Origin of the sequence: Paraburkholderia sp. GAS82 (genome assembly GCF_050436285.1) — a bacterium.
Lineage (GTDB): Bacteria > Pseudomonadota > Gammaproteobacteria > Burkholderiales > Burkholderiaceae > Paraburkholderia > Paraburkholderia phenazinium_B.
Genome location: NZ_JBNDLX010000005.1, coordinates 1 through 14,212 on the forward strand (window position 1 = coordinate 1; position 14,212 = coordinate 14,212).

At 61.7% G+C, this 14,212-nt stretch carries 14 protein-coding genes; 9 read left to right on the forward strand and 5 right to left on the reverse strand.

Translation table 11 applies throughout. The features are described from left to right. The 4 genes from P3T17_RS16405 to P3T17_RS16420 form a co-directional block, all read left to right on the forward strand. Positions 1-832: hypothetical protein (locus P3T17_RS16405; protein WP_429407920.1), on the forward strand; the 832-nt coding region annotated here is incomplete at its 5' end. 360 nt (positions 833-1,192) lie between these two features. Beyond that, positions 1,193-1,375 carry a hypothetical protein gene (locus P3T17_RS16410; RefSeq protein ID WP_429407921.1) on the forward strand — a complete coding sequence of 61 codons (183 nt, stop codon included), beginning with the start codon at positions 1,193-1,195 and terminating at the stop codon, positions 1,373-1,375. 102 nt (positions 1,376-1,477) lie between these two features. Then, positions 1,478-2,164, forward strand: coding sequence for an HD domain-containing protein (locus tag P3T17_RS16415; RefSeq protein WP_429285831.1), 687 nt, complete (start codon positions 1,478-1,480; stop codon positions 2,162-2,164). Between the two features lie 219 nt (positions 2,165-2,383). Beyond that, a complete protein-coding gene (locus tag P3T17_RS16420) occupies positions 2,384-3,835 on the forward strand; it encodes a catalase (protein WP_429407923.1) in 1,452 nt (483 codons plus the stop codon). 26 nt (positions 3,836-3,861) lie between these two features. On the opposite strand, the gene P3T17_RS16425 is transcribed toward P3T17_RS16420, so the two are convergent. Continuing rightward, positions 3,862-4,527 carry an O-methyltransferase gene (locus tag P3T17_RS16425; RefSeq protein ID WP_429407925.1) on the reverse strand — a complete coding sequence of 222 codons (666 nt, stop codon included), beginning with the start codon at positions 4,525-4,527 and terminating at the stop codon, positions 3,862-3,864. A 2-nt stretch (positions 4,528-4,529) separates the two neighbouring features. Between P3T17_RS16425 and P3T17_RS16430 the strand changes: the two genes are divergently transcribed. Continuing rightward, on the forward strand, positions 4,530-5,252 hold the full coding sequence (locus tag P3T17_RS16430; protein WP_429407927.1) for a TetR family transcriptional regulator: 723 nt from the start codon (positions 4,530-4,532) through the stop codon (positions 5,250-5,252). A 36-nt stretch (positions 5,253-5,288) separates the two neighbouring features. Here P3T17_RS16430 and accD read toward each other — a convergent pair whose 3' ends face one another. After that, positions 5,289-6,161, reverse strand: coding sequence for an acetyl-CoA carboxylase, carboxyltransferase subunit beta (gene accD / locus P3T17_RS16435; RefSeq protein ID WP_074268884.1), 873 nt, complete (start codon positions 6,159-6,161; stop codon positions 5,289-5,291). Between the two features lie 392 nt (positions 6,162-6,553). On the opposite strand from accD, the gene P3T17_RS16440 reads away from it, so the two are divergent. After that, positions 6,554-7,168, forward strand: a complete 615-nt coding sequence (locus P3T17_RS16440; protein ID WP_429407929.1) for a thioredoxin fold domain-containing protein — start codon at positions 6,554-6,556, stop codon at positions 7,166-7,168. Positions 7,169-7,216: 48 nt separating this feature from the next. Then, on the forward strand, positions 7,217-8,284 hold the full coding sequence (locus P3T17_RS16445) for an SDR family oxidoreductase (protein ID WP_429408521.1): 1,068 nt from the start codon (positions 7,217-7,219) through the stop codon (positions 8,282-8,284). Positions 8,285-8,299: 15 nt separating this feature from the next. Here the strand turns inward: P3T17_RS16445 and P3T17_RS16450 are convergent, their stop codons facing one another. The 3 genes from P3T17_RS16450 to P3T17_RS16460 all read right to left on the reverse strand — a co-directional run bounded on the left by P3T17_RS16450 (position 8,300) and on the right by P3T17_RS16460 (position 10,970). Then, positions 8,300-9,568, reverse strand: a complete 1,269-nt coding sequence (locus tag P3T17_RS16450; RefSeq protein ID WP_429285836.1) for an ATP-binding protein — start codon at positions 9,566-9,568, stop codon at positions 8,300-8,302. After that, positions 9,552-10,292, reverse strand: a complete 741-nt coding sequence (locus P3T17_RS16455; RefSeq protein ID WP_429407931.1) for a response regulator — start codon at positions 10,290-10,292, stop codon at positions 9,552-9,554. The genes P3T17_RS16450 and P3T17_RS16455 overlap by 17 nt, the downstream gene beginning before the upstream one ends. Before the next feature lie 63 nt (positions 10,293-10,355). Then, positions 10,356-10,970 (reverse strand): TetR family transcriptional regulator, encoded by a 615-nt coding sequence (locus P3T17_RS16460; protein ID WP_429285838.1) that lies wholly within the window; start codon positions 10,968-10,970, stop codon positions 10,356-10,358. 346 nt (positions 10,971-11,316) lie between these two features. Here P3T17_RS16460 and P3T17_RS16465 point away from each other — a divergent pair, with 346 nt between their 5' ends. Further along, on the forward strand, positions 11,317-12,903 hold the full coding sequence (locus P3T17_RS16465; RefSeq protein ID WP_429407933.1) for an efflux transporter outer membrane subunit: 1,587 nt from the start codon (positions 11,317-11,319) through the stop codon (positions 12,901-12,903). A 92-nt stretch (positions 12,904-12,995) separates the two neighbouring features. After that, positions 12,996-14,207 carry an efflux RND transporter periplasmic adaptor subunit gene (locus P3T17_RS16470; RefSeq protein ID WP_429285840.1) on the forward strand — a complete coding sequence of 404 codons (1,212 nt, stop codon included), beginning with the start codon at positions 12,996-12,998 and terminating at the stop codon, positions 14,205-14,207. Positions 14,208-14,212 lie beyond the last annotated feature (5 nt).

Below are 14,212 nucleotides of genomic sequence, written 5' to 3' on the forward strand. Positions count from 1 at the left end.
GGGCACCGGCGGCACAGGCACGGGTGGCTCGGGCACCGGCGGCACAGGCACGGGTGGCTCGGGCACCGGCGGCACAGGCACGGGTGGCTCGGGCACCGGCGGCACAGGCACGGGTGGCTCGGGCAGTGGTTGTGCGGGCGACAGCGGCCACGGTAGCGGCGACGGCGGTCACGGCTCCGGTGACGGTGGTCACGGCAGCGGCGATGGCGGCCATGGTAGCGGCAGCGGCCACAGTTCCGGCGATGGCGGCCATGGCAGCGGCGACGGTGGTCACGGCTCTGGTGACGGTGGTCACGGCTCCGGTGACGGCGGTCACGGCTCCGGTGACGGCGGTCACGGCTCCGGCGACGGTGGTCACGGCTCCGGCGACGGTGGTCACGGCTCCGGCGATAGTGGTCACGGCTCCGGTGACGGCGGTCACGGCTCCGGTGACGGCGGTCACGGCTCTGGTGACGGTGGTCACGGCTCCGGTGACGGCGGTCACGGCTCCGGTGACGGTGGTCACGGCTCCGGCGACGGTGGTCACGGCAGCGGCAACGGTGGTCACGGCAGCGGTGACGGTGGTCACGGCAGCAGCAACGGAGGCCACGGCTCCGGCGATGGCGGTCACGGCAGCGGTGACGGAGGCCACGGCTCCGGCGACAGCGGCCACGGCTCCGGCGACGGCGGCGGTCACAGCAGCGGCGGTCATAGCGGCGGCTTCGGCGGCTTCGGTAGTGGTGGCTTCGGCAGTGGCGGCTTCGGCAGCGGCGGCCACGGGGGCGGCTTCGGCAGTGGCGGCCACGGAGGCGGCAGCAGTGGCGGTTGCGGCGGTGGTCACGGCGGCCACTAACCTCAGCAACTCCGCACTAAAACCGCTCTAGCGAACCAAAAGCATCTTCGCGTAAGCCTTACGCGAAGATGCTTCATCCCATGCGCGACGTCATCCAGACCCAACGCACGGAAACCCACACAACCACCAAAATCAAACCATCCGGGCCTTCACAACGTGCACTGAACACGCACCCCAAGCCCGCGAATCGGCACTCCCCGCTCGCCCGAAAACGAGCCAATCACCTCAATAAACTCACCCTATCCCCCGCCACGGCAGAAAACGTCGTGCGCCTGGCAGTGATGCACGGTTCTTCGTCGTTGCCCGTCAAGGGGCGTTGACCAATACTGGTCTCCATCAACACGACTTCGGACGGACATCATGAACCACCCTGTCGAACACCACTCACTCGCTGCCGCGCCCGCTTCGGCTACCGTCCGCAGCGCCACGTTTCGCGCACTCGCCGAACACGCTGTGCATGCGAGTGAAGACGATCTCCTCGACGAGTATTTGATGCTGACGTTTCCGGCCAGCGATCCAGTCTCACCTGGCTTTTTCACCTGAATAGCAGCATCGGGTCGCGTGCGCCCCGCTTCACCGCTCGCGGCCAGGACACTCGCCAGAACCGCTATCAACAGCTCCTCAACCATCACTAAGGAATGCTATATGACTACCACCATCGCCGGAATCAAGATCCCCGACAGCATCATGGCACGTGCTGCTACTGAACTGGTCCGCGACACCGAACCGGACCTGCTCTACAACCATTCCCGGCGTGTGTTCCTGTTCGGCGCACTCTCCGGTCAACGCAAAAATCTCAAGTACGATCCGGAACTGCTGTATATCGGCGCGATGTTCCACGACATGGGGCTCGTCGATGCATACAGCAGCAAGACAGACCGCTTCGAAGTCGATGGTGCAAACGCAGCGCGCGACTTCCTCACGCAGTATGGCGTGAACGAATATGACATCGAGCAGGTCTGGACCTCCATCGCACTGCATACGACGCCGGGCGTTCCCGAACACATGAAGCCCGTCGTCGCGCTGGTCACCGCCGGCGTCGAGATGGACGTGCTCGGTCTCACCTATCACGAGTTCAGCGAAGAACAACGGATCCAGGTCGTCGCCGCTCACCCGCGCGAGAAATCCTTCAAGAACGACATCATCGATGCGTTCGCTCAAGGCACGATCAAGAAACCCGAAACCACGTTCGGCAACGTCAAGGCCGACGTTCTCGAGCTTCGCGACCCGACCTACAAGCGCCTGAATTTCTGCCAGATTATCCTTGGCTCCGCATGGGACGACAGCCAGGCCGGCCACTCTCACCACGCCGGCTGCGGCTGCGCGGACTAAAGGAGGATCGTCATGCAGCACCTCGCACGCGGAGAAAACGCAATGGGCGCGGCCAATCGCATGGGAGCGCCCGATACGCCGGCGCAGCTGGAACGGATCCTCCAACGCGCGAGGCCTTCCTCGTAATTCTGGACAGGAAACGGCGAGTCCGCAGGCAATGACCGCCTCTGCGCCTCTCGCCGTCCCTCTATATCTTTGGAATCAAAGGAGTTGATTCGCATGGCGAAGCTCACAACCGTATTCGGCGCGCCCGTCGTCGACAACCAGAACATCAGGACTGCCGGACAACGTGGACCCGCATTGCTCGAAGACGTGTGGTTTCTCGAGAAGCTGGCGCATTTCGACCGTGAGGTGATCCCCGAAAGGCGGATGCACGCGAAGGGATCCGGCGCATTCGGAACCTTCACCGTCACACACGACATCACGCAATACACGCGGGCAAAGATTTTTTCGGCAATCGGCAAGAAGACCGAGATGTTTGCCCGTTTCTCGACCGTTGCCGGCGAACGCGGTGCGGCTGACGCGGAACGCGATATCCGCGGTTTTGCGCTCAAGTTCTATACCGAGGAAGGTAACTGGGATCTGGTTGGCAACAATACGCCGGTCTTTTTCCTGCGCGATCCCCTTAAATTCCCCGACCTGAACCATGCAATCAAGCGCGATCCGCGCACGGGTCTGCGCAGCGCAGAAAGCAACTGGGACTTCTGGACGCAGCTTCCTGAAGCGTTGCACCAGATCACGATCGTGATGAGCGAGCGAGGCATTCCGAAAACTTTCCGTCATATGCACGGATTCGGAAGCCACACGTTCAGCTTTATCAATGCGAAGAACGAGCGCTATTGGGTCAAGTTCCATTTCCGTTCACAGCAAGGAATCGAAAACCTGACGGATGCCCAGGCTGAAGCGCTGGTCGGCCGCGATCGCGAAACACATCATCGCGACCTTTACGAAGCGATCGAGCGCGGCGAATTTCCTCGCTGGACTCTGTCCGTGCAGATCATGCCGGAGAAGGACGCCGGCAGCTATCACATCAATCCATTCGATCTGACGAAGGTCTGGCCGAAAAGCGACTATCCGCTCATCGAAGTGGGCGTGATGGAATTGAACCGTAATGCCGAGAACCACTTCGCCGATGTCGAGCAGGCAGCGTTCGCGCCGGCCAACGTCGTACCGGGCATCAGCTTCTCGCCCGACAAGATGTTGCAAGGGCGCCTCTTCTCGTACGGCGACGCCCAGCGCTATCGTCTGAGCGTGAACTACCATCAGATCCCCGTGAACGCTCCGCGCGGCGCAAGGTACGTGCACAGCTATCACCGCGACGGACTCATGCGCGTCGACACGAACTCAGGTGGCGCGACCTCCTATGAGCCGAACACGCGCGGCGAATGGCAGGAACAACCCGATTTCCGCGAACCGCCGCTGTCAATTGAAGGCACGGCCGATCACTGGAATCATCGTGTGGACGACGACTACTACTCTCAGCCCGGCGCGCTGTTTCGCCAGATGACCCCCGCGCAAAAGCAGGCGTTGTTCGAGAACACCGCGCGGGCCATGAACGGCGTATCGAAGCCGATTCAGCAACTGCATGTCGAGCATTGCACGATGGCCGACCCCGCCTACGGCGCGGGCGTCGCCAAGGCCATCGAGGCGCTGGAAGCGCAGTCTGTGTAGCCTTCGTCGGGGCGTGGCGTGGCGGCCTACAGCTTTATCGAGACTTCTACATCGTCCGCCAAGCCTTGCGAGAAGTATCTGCCGCTCGAACGCACGATTTCCAGGTACTCCGGGCTCCAGTCGGCGTTGTCGGCCACGAGCACGGAGCCTGCGCGCAGGCGCGGTTCGAGCAGCGAGCAAACCGCCGGGTACAGCGCCTTCGCTCCATCGAGCAGGACCAGGTCGACGTGCTCCGGCAGTCCGCCCGCAAGCGTTTCGAGCGCATCGCCCTCGCGCACCTCAACCAGGTCGCCGAGACCGGCGGCGGCAATCGTCCTGCGCGCCGCGGCAACCTTCGAAGACTCGAACTCGGTGGTGATCAGCAGTCCGCCGCCGTTGTCCCGCAACGCTGCGGCCAGGTGCAAAGTCGATACGCCAAACGACGTACCAAACTCGATAATCGAGTGCGCCTTCGTCATGCGCGCATACATATAGAGCAGCGCGCCGGTCTGTCTCGAGACGGCAAGATGGAATTCCTTCGCACGCCTATAAAAGCCCTGATAGTCCTCGGATCGCGCGCTTGCCATCAATGCATCGCGTTCCGCGGATGAGAGCGCGGCCATCTGCCTGTGCATAAGCGCCCGCGATGCGTCTGCATCGGCGAATAGCTGTTCCAGAACGGTAGATACGGGCGGTTGAGTCAGTGTGATCATGAATGAACCCTTTGAACGGAATACACGTTGTTGTGCACGTGGATAGAATACGAACAATTAGTCGCATTTACTATTCGCATTCGGAAGGCACAGACATGAAACGCCGGCAAGGCCCCGTCGTGACAGCACGTAAGCGTCCACAGCAGGAACGTTCAACCCGCCTTGTAGCGGACATTCTTGAAGCCGCAGTTCGCGTTTTAGAGCGGGAAGGCGCGCCGCGTTTTACCGCGGCACGGGTAGCGGAAGCGGCTGGGGTGAGCGTCGGCTCTCTCTACCAGTACTTCCCGAACAAAGAGGCCATGCTGTTCCGGCTGCAGACAGAGGAATGGACCAGAACCCACGCGTTGCTGGAGAGCATCCTCAACGACCCGACGCGCCCTCCTCTGGACCGGCTGCGCTCAGCCGTGCGGGCATTCTTCCAGACCGAATATGAGGAAGCTGCCTTTCGCATTGCACTCGAGGATGCGGCGCCGCTTTATCGCGAATCGCCCGAGGCGCGCGAGCAGAAACAAGCCGGTATGCGCGTGGCAGTCGCCTTCGTGAAGGAAGCGCTTCCTGATCTGACGACCGCGCGCCGTGCGTTTGTTGCCGAGGTGTTGGTGACAACCATGTCGCAAGTCGGTGAAGCGGTTTCCGAAAAGGCGAAGTCGAAAGCCGATGTCGAAAAATGGGTCGCGGAAATGGCCGACATGTTATGCGCGTATGTGGAACACCTGGCCGCGTGATAGCCTGCCAGCGCATCTAACTTTGATCCGTCAACATCACATAATCGCATCCGTCGCCTGCAAGGTCAGGAGTGCCATCAGTTGTGCGATTTCGTCGCGCATCTTGCGGCGGTCCACAATCATGTCTATCGCGCCCCGCCGCAGCAGGAACTCCGGGCGCTGATATCCCGCCGGCAACGTCTCGCGTACTGTTTGCTCGATTACCCGCTCGCCCGTAAACGCGATCATTGCTTTCGGTTCGGCCATCACCACGTCGCCGAGAAAGGCGAAGCTTGCCGATACGCCACCTGTGGTTGGATTCGTGAGCACAGAGATGAACGGCAGTCGCGCGTCCGCCAGCCGGGTCAACATGGCGGTGGTTTTGGCCATTTGCATCAACGAATACACGCTTTCCTGCATGCGTGCGCCGCCAGACGCGGCAATGCAAACGAAAGGCGTACGTTGCTCGAGGGCGTTTTGTACGCCGCGCACAAATCGTTCGCCGACAGCCGACCCCATCGAACCTGCCATGAATCCGAACTCGAAGCACGCCACCACGGCCGGAATCGAGTGGATCGCCCCTCCCATGACCACCAGGGCGTCAGTCTCGCCCGTGTCTTCCATTGCTTCGCTCAGGCGATCGGGATAGGTGCGGTTGTCCTTGAAATTTAGAGGGTCGACCGGCAATACTTCGCGGCCAATCTCACAGCGCCCTTCCGCGTCGAGCAGATGGTCCAGCCGCTCACGGGCGCCAATAGGCATGTGATGAGAACATTTAGGGCAGACATGAAGATTCGCTTCGACGTCGCCGCGATAAAGCACCGCTTCGCACGCTGGGCACTTGAACCACAGGCCTTCAGGAATGACCTTGCGGCGCGCCGGATCGCTTTGCTTGATCTGCGGCGGCAATAAATTGTCGAGCCAGTTCATACCCTCTCCCGTTCACAGCGTCATCGCAACCACATTCAGTGCGACGACATGAATGACAAAAGTCAGCGAGCAGATAATCAGTAACTGGGCGTCCATGACCGATCCGGTAGTCGCGAGCCGTCCAAAGTCTACCTGATCGAGGAACGGCAACCGTGGGGTCGCCAACCAATCAAGGCCGAAGTCCAGGCAAGCGCGGGCCAATCTGATATTCGGGCACGGTCACGATCGCCAGATCGCTACGAGACCCCATTTTGCCGCTGTGAATACCGCGCGGCGGACCTCCTGCCTGCGTAGCTGCGCACGCCAAACTCCAGGATCGTGGACAATTAGCGAATTCACGCCGTGGTACGTTCAACCTGCGTACGTTCGACCTGCATCCAGAGGAGCGTTTTATGTTCAAACCTGTAAGACATGTCGCTGCTGCGGCCGCGATCATGGTGTCCGGTTTTGCTGTAGCGGCGGACCAGCCCGCCCCCACCTATCTGCCGGCCTCAGCAGCGGCGACGTTCGAGAACGCGCCGGCGATCGTGGAAGGCGCTTCGGGCAAAAACGTCAAATCGACGATCTATGTTTTCATGGACCCCAACTGCATCTTCTGTCACTACGCATGGAAAGCGTTCCAGCCCTACGAAGCCGCCGGCTTGCAGGTGCATTGGATCCCGATGGGCTTCCTGAAACCGGATTCGGCCGGCAAGGCCGCCGCACTGCTCCAGGCACAGGATGGTCCGGCGTTGATGCATGAACTCGAGACGAAATTCTCCGAGAAAGAAGAGTCCGGCGGCATCGCACCGTTGGCAAAAGTGCCGCCAGCGACGCAAACCAAGCTGGACGGCAATATAAAAACGTTCCAAAGCCTCGGCTTCGACGGCACGCCGACCATCATCTACATGACGAGCGGTGGCCGCTGGGCAGATGTCAGCGGCTTGCCGCCTTTGAGCTCATTGCCGGCCATGCTGAATCTGCCGGAACAGCCAATTACCGATCCGTCTTTGCAGCGGTTCCGCTAGATCGCCACTGCTTTCGACAGACATTTTCATTTTGTGACTATCAATCTCATGCAAAACCGGGCACTTATTATTGGCGCAAGCGGTATCGTCGGCAGCAACCTGGCCGATCAATTGCTTTCGACCGGCTGGACTGTTGCCGGTCTTTCGCGCGGCCGCACAGCGTTGCCGCAGGCGGTCGAACCGATTACCGCCGATCTGACCTCCGCGGCATCCGTAAGCGAAGCGTTGGCTGGAAAATCCTTTAGCCATATCTTTTTCACTGCATGGTCTCGCCAGGCGACGGAGAAGGACAACATTCGCGTGAATGGCGGCATGGTTCGTCACGTGCTGGATGCCGTTGGGCCCTCGGGCAGCGTTTCGCATGCGGCGCTTGTCACGGGCCTGAAACATTATCTCGGACCGTTCGAAGCGTACGCGACCGGCGCGGTACCCATTACGCCGTTTCGCGAGGAACAGGGCCGCCAGGTCGTGGAGAATTTCTACTACGAGCAGGAAGACCGTGTGTTCGAAGCCGCGCAACAGTATGACTTTAGCTGGAGCGTGCACCGGCCGCATACGATCATTGGCTACGCGATCGGCAACGCAATGAACATGGGCGTCACGCTCGCGGTCTACGCGACGCTTTGCAAACAGACGGGCCAACCGTTCCTGTTTCCCGGCTCCGCAGCGCAGTGGAACAGCCTGACCGACATGACCGACGCGCGCCTGCTCGCACGTCACCTTGAATGGGCCGCCACGTCCGACGCTGCGCGCAACGAAGACTTCAACGTGGTCAACGGCGATGTGTTCCGCTGGAAATGGATGTGGTCGCAGATTGCCGGCTATTTCGGCATCGAAGCCGTGCCGTTCGACGGCGAAGTCCGTCCGCTCGAGACACGCATGCAGAAAGCCGCGCCGGCATGGAGCGAGATCGCCACACGCTTCAACCTGAAGGAAGCGGATATTGGCAAGCTGGTGTCATGGTGGCACACCGACGCTGACCTTGGACGCCCCATGGAAGTGGTCACGGACATGACGAAGAGCCGCAAAGCTGGCTTCCTCGATTATCAAAGCACTCCGGACTCGTTTTTCGCGCTGTTCGACAAGCTTAAGACCGGGCGGATCATTCCGCAGTAAGGTACGAACTCCTGACTATCCCGCGCGGTCCGGAAAAGTCAGCGTGACCAGCAAGCCGCCGTCCGCCGCATTGACCAGACAAAACGTCCCGCCATTGCGGCGCACCAGTCTTCGCACGATCGAAAGTCCCAGCCCGCAATGGGCATCGCCGCCACGAGCCTCATCGAGACGGACGAACGGTTGCAAGGCGTGCTCGAGCTGGTCGTCGGGAATCCCGGGGCCGTGATCGCGCAGCGTCAAAACGCATTTGCCGTGCTGCAGGCTGGTGGCGATTTCGACGGGTGGTTCGCCGTACGTCATGGCATTCTCCAGCAGATTGGCCAGGATGCGGTCGAGGTCGACCAGCGGCAGTCTGAAGTGTCCAGCAGCACGCAGATCCAGCGTCACGAGCGAGCTTTCCGTGTCCCCGTCCTGCGGAACGTTGCCGTACTGGCTCTGACAAAACGAGTCCACGGACACGAGCGGCGATCCATCCGCACGGTCGCGCACGAAATCGAGGAACTGCTTGACGATGCGCCCGAGCGATTCGACATCGCCCAGGAAACCCATCCGCTCTGCGCCGTGCGGCAGCAGATCGGCGCGAACCTGCATTCGCGTGAGCGGCGTGCGCAGATCATGAGCGACGCCCGCCAGCATCATCGCCCTCTCCTGTTCGTATTCGCTGATCTCGCGAATCATCTCGTTGAAGCTGACGATCAGTTCCGCCACCTCGCGCGGCCCGCTCACACTGACGACGGGTGTGCTGACGCCAATACGAAACTCGCGTGCCGCATTGGCCAGCCTGCGCAGCGGCCGCTGGGCTTGCCAGGCTCCGAGGAACGCCACGGCGATGGCCAACGCGAGCATCAAGGCCAACGCGGTGTGCATGCGGGCTTCGGTCAACGTAGCGCCCGGTATGCGGATCCAGTTGGCGTCGCCGGCATAGCGCACCCAGACCGTACCTGTGTCGCCGGACAACACGACCTGACTGCCCGGCGGCAGATTCTCACGCAACGCGTTCTCGTACAGTCCGTGTGTTTCGCGCCGTGAAGGCGGTCCGTCGCCTGGGTTCGTATCGCGCCCGTCGAGATAGGTGGCGCCGAGCGCCGAAGCAATGTGCCTCGTCGCCTCGATACCATCACGCCGCGACTCTTCGACCACCTGGATGCCGCGCGACGCATGCTCGGCATGCATCTGGTTGGCTTCGCGGCCGAGCATGAACACCATGGCCGCGTAGGCCAGCACGAGCAGGCTCGTGGTCATCAGTGCCGCGCGTCCAAAGAGTGTATTAAACGGATTTTTCATTGCCGTCGCCGCCATCGCTCGGAGCAAACATATAGCCCACCCCGCGTACGGTCTGGATCACGCAGGGTTGGGAGGGGTCCTCTTCCAGCAGTCTGCGCAGGCGCCACACGGCCAGATCCATGCCGCGCTCGGTGATGTCTGCGTCAGGGCCGTACAGCATGTCGAGCAGTTTCGTGCGCGACAGCGTCTCCATCGGATGCGTCACCAGCACTTCAAGCAGCGCGTAGTTCGTGCCCGTCAGCTTGATGCGCTTGTCGTCGCAGAACAGGGCGCGCGCAGCGAGATCGAGGCGAAACCGGCCAAAGCGGTAAATTCCCTGGCGTCCATTGACAGCCGGGGACGGCTGGCCCGAATGGCGGCGCAGCACCGCCTTGATACGCGCCAGCAGTTCGAGCGGCGTGAAGGGCTTGCCCAGATAGTCGTCGGCGCCGAACTCGAGCCCCACGACCCGATCCATTTCGTCCGCAAGCGAAGTCAGCATGATGACGGGAATAGTGTCGCCCGCCTCGCGCAATTGCCTGAGTGCGGTCAAGCCGTCCACGCCTGGCATCATGACGTCAAGCACTACGATGGATGGCCGCTCGAGCGCGAGGCGATTGGCGATATTGGTGGCGTTATGCAAAACCGAGAACTCGATGCCGCGCTGCTGGAAAAATTTCCTGAGGAGGTCACGCAGACCGGCATCGTCGTCTACGAGCAGGACCTGAATCGCTTCACTCTCCATCCACACCCTCCTGTCAGCCCTGATTGAAACGTGAACCCGCAGGCGAGTCGCCGGGGGCTCATGTCAGTGCCGTGACAGGCACTGAAACGTCAAACCGACAATGCTACCCAGATTCAGCCTGGTGTTGTGCCGGCGTCTCAGCAGGTCATTTCGAAAGACTCCTGTAAGGGTGGCGTGAATAAACAAGGCGGATTGGTACGCGTCGAGGTCGGCGGATAACTGGTCGCACGAAACCGCATGGAGCAACGCCTGCTCGATCTGGGTCTCCGCCAGACGGTTGGCAGCCCGGACGCGCCGCCAGAATTGCGCCGTCTCCTCAGTCGATTCGCAGCGCGCAAACACGATGCTGTAGAGGTGGCGCATGCGCGTTTCGCGCAACGCCCGCGAGAGCCGCACTTCAAGTTCCGTGCGCAGCGTACCCAGTGGATTGGGCTCGTCCGGAGGCAGGGGAACGCCGAAAGGGTCGAGCGGTAGAGCAAATCGCTCAAAAATGGCATCGAAGATCGCGTCTTTATTTCTAAAATGACCGTAGATCGCCCCTCGGGTCACCCCGGCCGCATCGGCGATTTCGTCCAGCGTGGTTTGCGTGACGCCATGACTGAAGAACATGGCCTCTGCTGCATCGAGAATCGTTGCACGCGTGTCGAGCGCTTGCGCCTTCGTCCGCCTCATTAGCATTCAGCCGCTTCCTGTCGCGCATCCATGCCCTGCGACACCGCGGCTGCTCAATAGCTCAGATGATGCGATCATAGCCGCCGTGCATGGGAGCGGACGTTAGGCTTTTTTTCGGATTATTTCAAAGTGAAATTTATCGAAGTGCGATTTCATTTAACGTGCTCCTGCTTTTTGCACATCGAGTAAGATCACCGCTCATTCTGCTGTTGCGGTTCCACCGATGTCGGGTGCGCAAATCAGTGTGGCGCTCATCTGTTGCCCGACAACATAGAAGTTTTGAATACGGCTAAACGGAGTTCACTTGAGCAACCAGTCTCCACTCGGTCGACTCGCTCTATATGTATCCAGGATGAGTAGTCCGGTTCGCACGGACGCTTCCTCCCGGTCGACCTTTGTATCACCCGACTCACGCCGTCCCCGCAAGCCAGCGCCAGCAACGGCGCCGCTGCGCACCCTGCGCTCCGGCTGCGCGCTGGCGGCTACGCTATGCCTCGCGGCTTGCGCCGTCGGTCCCGACTATCACAAGCCGCCGCAGGACATTCCCGCCACCTTCAAGGAAGGCGCCGACTGGCAGCGCGCGCAGGCCAACCCGCAAGGGGCGCTTTCCAGCACCTGGTGGCTCGACTATCACGACGACACGCTGTCCCACCTTGTGGATCAGTCGCTTAAGGCCAACCAGTCGATCGCCGCCGCGGAAGCCGCCTACCGGGTCGCCAAGGCCACGATCGATGCGAATGTCGCGAGCCTGTTCCCCACCATCGGGGTGGATGCGTCGGGCTCGCGCTCCCGTACGGCCGCGGTCGAGAGCATCACGGGTCAGCCTTATACCAGCAACCTCGTGTCCGCCAGCGCGTCCGCCAGCTGGGAAATCGACCTGTGGGGCAGTGTCCGGCGCTCGATCGAGTCGGCCAAGGCCAGCGCTCAGGCCAGCGACGCCCAGCTCGCCGGCGAGCGTCTGTCGATCGCCGCCAGCCTCGCCATCGATTATTTCGCACTGCGTCAGGCCGATATCGACATCGATTCGCTGAAGCAGCAGCAACAGATCGACGCCAAAATTCTGGAGATGGACCGCGCGGGCTTCCTGCAGGGAACGGTCTCGAACGACACGCTCCTCGATGATCAGGACAACCTCGAACTCGTGATCGCCGACCTGCAAGCCACGGAGACCTCCCGCGAGCAGGACGAACACGCCATCGCGGTGCTGATCGGCGAGCCGCCGGCCAGCTTCACGCTGCCGGCGCAAAGCGACTACACGTTTACGACGCCCGCCGTGCCGCTCGGATTTCCGTCGGAATTGCTGGAACGGCGCTATGACGTCGTGAGCGCGGAACGTACGGCCGCCGCGGCTAACGCCAAGATCGGCGTCGCCGAGGCCGCTTTCTTTCCAACGCTTACGCTCTCGGCGCAAGGCGGCTTCGAACACAACGCCCTGGCGCATCTGTTCTCGATGCCGAGCCGCTTCTGGACGCTCGGCCCGGATCTCGCCGCGACGATCTTCGACGGCGGTGCGCGCTCTGCGGCGGTCCACGAGGCCGAGGCCACGTATGACCAGCAGGTCGCCACGTATCGCGGGACCGTGCTGTCTGCGTTCCAGAGCGTCGAGGACAGCCTGTCGTCTTACAACCATCTGCAGCAGCAGGAGCAGGCGTTCGCCAACATCTACAAGCGCAACCAGCAGCTTTTCTCGAGCCAGCAGGCCCAGATGCAGGCCGGCACGGCGAGCCAGGAAGCCGTGTTGACGCAGCAGCTCACGCTGTTGCAGGCCGCGCAGAATCTGAAGGACACACAGGCAGCGTTGACGGAAAGCAGCGTCACGCTGGTCAAAAATCTCGGCGGCGGCTGGCAGTGGGATGACGCCAAGGGTGTAGCAGTCAGCACCAGTGCGAATGCCGCGCCGCAATCGTCGAATCAAACATCGGGAGCCCCGTCGCAATGAAAGATCGCCTTGAACGTGATCGCTTTGGAGAGCGAAGCGTCCAGTCCAGCGACGGCCGGTTGCGTCGGGAATCGGAAAAAAATGGAGTCTCCATGAAGTCAATACCGTTGCTGTGCGTTGCCCTGTTTGCACTGTCCGCGCTTTCCGGTTGCGGCAAATCCGGTCAGGCGTCGGCGCCGCCTCCGCCGCAGGTCGGCGTGGTCACAGTCCAGCCGACCACCGTGGCGCTGACGCGCGATCTGGTCGGACGTCTTTCGCCTTACCTGAGCGCCAATGTCACCGCGCGCGTTTCCGGCGTGCTGATCAAGCGCGTCTACAAGGAAGGCAGCGACGTCAAGGCCGGCCAGGCGCTGTTCGAGATCGACCCGACCTTCTATCAGGCGCAGTTGAACAACGACCTCGGCATTCTCGGCGAAGACGAGGCCACGTACCTCAACGACAAGGTCAACGCGGCGCGCTTCCACAAGCTGTTGCCGGTTGGCTCGGTTTCGCAACAGACGGTCGACAACGCCGATGCGCTGGTGCGCACCGACGCGGCCAAAGTCAAGGCCGACCAGGCACTCGTGGATAGCGCGAAGGTCAACCTCGGCTATACCAAGGTGACCTCGCCGATCAGCGGCATCGCCAGCCAGCAGCAGGTTACCGTCGGCGCCGTGGTGGGCAGCAGCACCGCCGACGCCGGTTCCAGCGGCACCTTGCTGACCACGGTCAATCAGGTCGATCCGCTCTACGTGAACTTCACCATCAGCGCTTCGGATCTGCTGACACTGCGCGAAGCGGCCAGCCGCGGCAACGTCGCGCTGAGCCAGCAGGACAAGACGACCGTGCAGATCGTGTTGCCCAATGGCAGCCCGTACAACCAGACAGGCACGCTGGATTTCTCCGACGTCACCGTGAACGCAACCACCGGCGCCGTGAACCTGCGCGCGCTGGTACCGAACGCACAGCACACGCTGCTGCCGGGCATGTACGTGACCATGAACGTCAACCTCGGCCAGCAGCACGACGTTTTCCTCGTGCCGCAGGAAGCGCTGCAACGTGACACGGTCGGCGCCTATGCGCTGGTCGTCGATGGAGGCAGCAAGGTCGTGCGCAAAGACGTCACGGCAACCGACAACTCCGGCAACAACTGGATCGTCACCGGCGGCCTCGCAGCCGGCGATCAGGTGATCGTCACCGGGCTGCAAAGCGCGCACGAAGGTGCTCAGGTGAAGGCAAGCCCGTGGCAGGCACCGGCTGCTGCACAAGGTGGCTCGGCCACCGCCGCAGCATCAGGGGTTCAGACCGCCGGCAACGCACAATAAGGACT

Coding starts and splice junctions, on each gene's coding strand:
- P3T17_RS16470 (WP_429285840.1), top strand. CDS start 12,996: ATGAAGTCAATACCGTTGCTGTGCGTTGCCCTGTTTGCACTGTCCGCG.
- P3T17_RS16440 (WP_429407929.1), top strand. CDS start 6,554: ATGTTCAAACCTGTAAGACATGTCGCTGCTGCGGCCGCGATCATGGTG.
- P3T17_RS16420 (WP_429407923.1), top strand. CDS start 2,384: ATGGCGAAGCTCACAACCGTATTCGGCGCGCCCGTCGTCGACAACCAG.
- P3T17_RS16460 (WP_429285838.1), bottom strand. CDS start 10,970: ATGCTAATGAGGCGGACGAAGGCGCAAGCGCTCGACACGCGTGCAACG.
- P3T17_RS16445 (WP_429408521.1), top strand. CDS start 7,217: ATGCAAAACCGGGCACTTATTATTGGCGCAAGCGGTATCGTCGGCAGC.
- P3T17_RS16450 (WP_429285836.1), bottom strand. CDS start 9,568: ATGAAAAATCCGTTTAATACACTCTTTGGACGCGCGGCACTGATGACC.
- P3T17_RS16425 (WP_429407925.1), bottom strand. CDS start 4,527: ATGATCACACTGACTCAACCGCCCGTATCTACCGTTCTGGAACAGCTA.
- accD (WP_074268884.1), bottom strand. CDS start 6,161: ATGAACTGGCTCGACAATTTATTGCCGCCGCAGATCAAGCAAAGCGAT.
- P3T17_RS16430 (WP_429407927.1), top strand. CDS start 4,530: ATGAACCCTTTGAACGGAATACACGTTGTTGTGCACGTGGATAGAATA.
- P3T17_RS16455 (WP_429407931.1), bottom strand. CDS start 10,292: ATGGAGAGTGAAGCGATTCAGGTCCTGCTCGTAGACGACGATGCCGGT.
- P3T17_RS16465 (WP_429407933.1), top strand. CDS start 11,317: ATGAGTAGTCCGGTTCGCACGGACGCTTCCTCCCGGTCGACCTTTGTA.
- P3T17_RS16410 (WP_429407921.1), top strand. CDS start 1,193: ATGAACCACCCTGTCGAACACCACTCACTCGCTGCCGCGCCCGCTTCG.
- P3T17_RS16415 (WP_429285831.1), top strand. CDS start 1,478: ATGACTACCACCATCGCCGGAATCAAGATCCCCGACAGCATCATGGCA.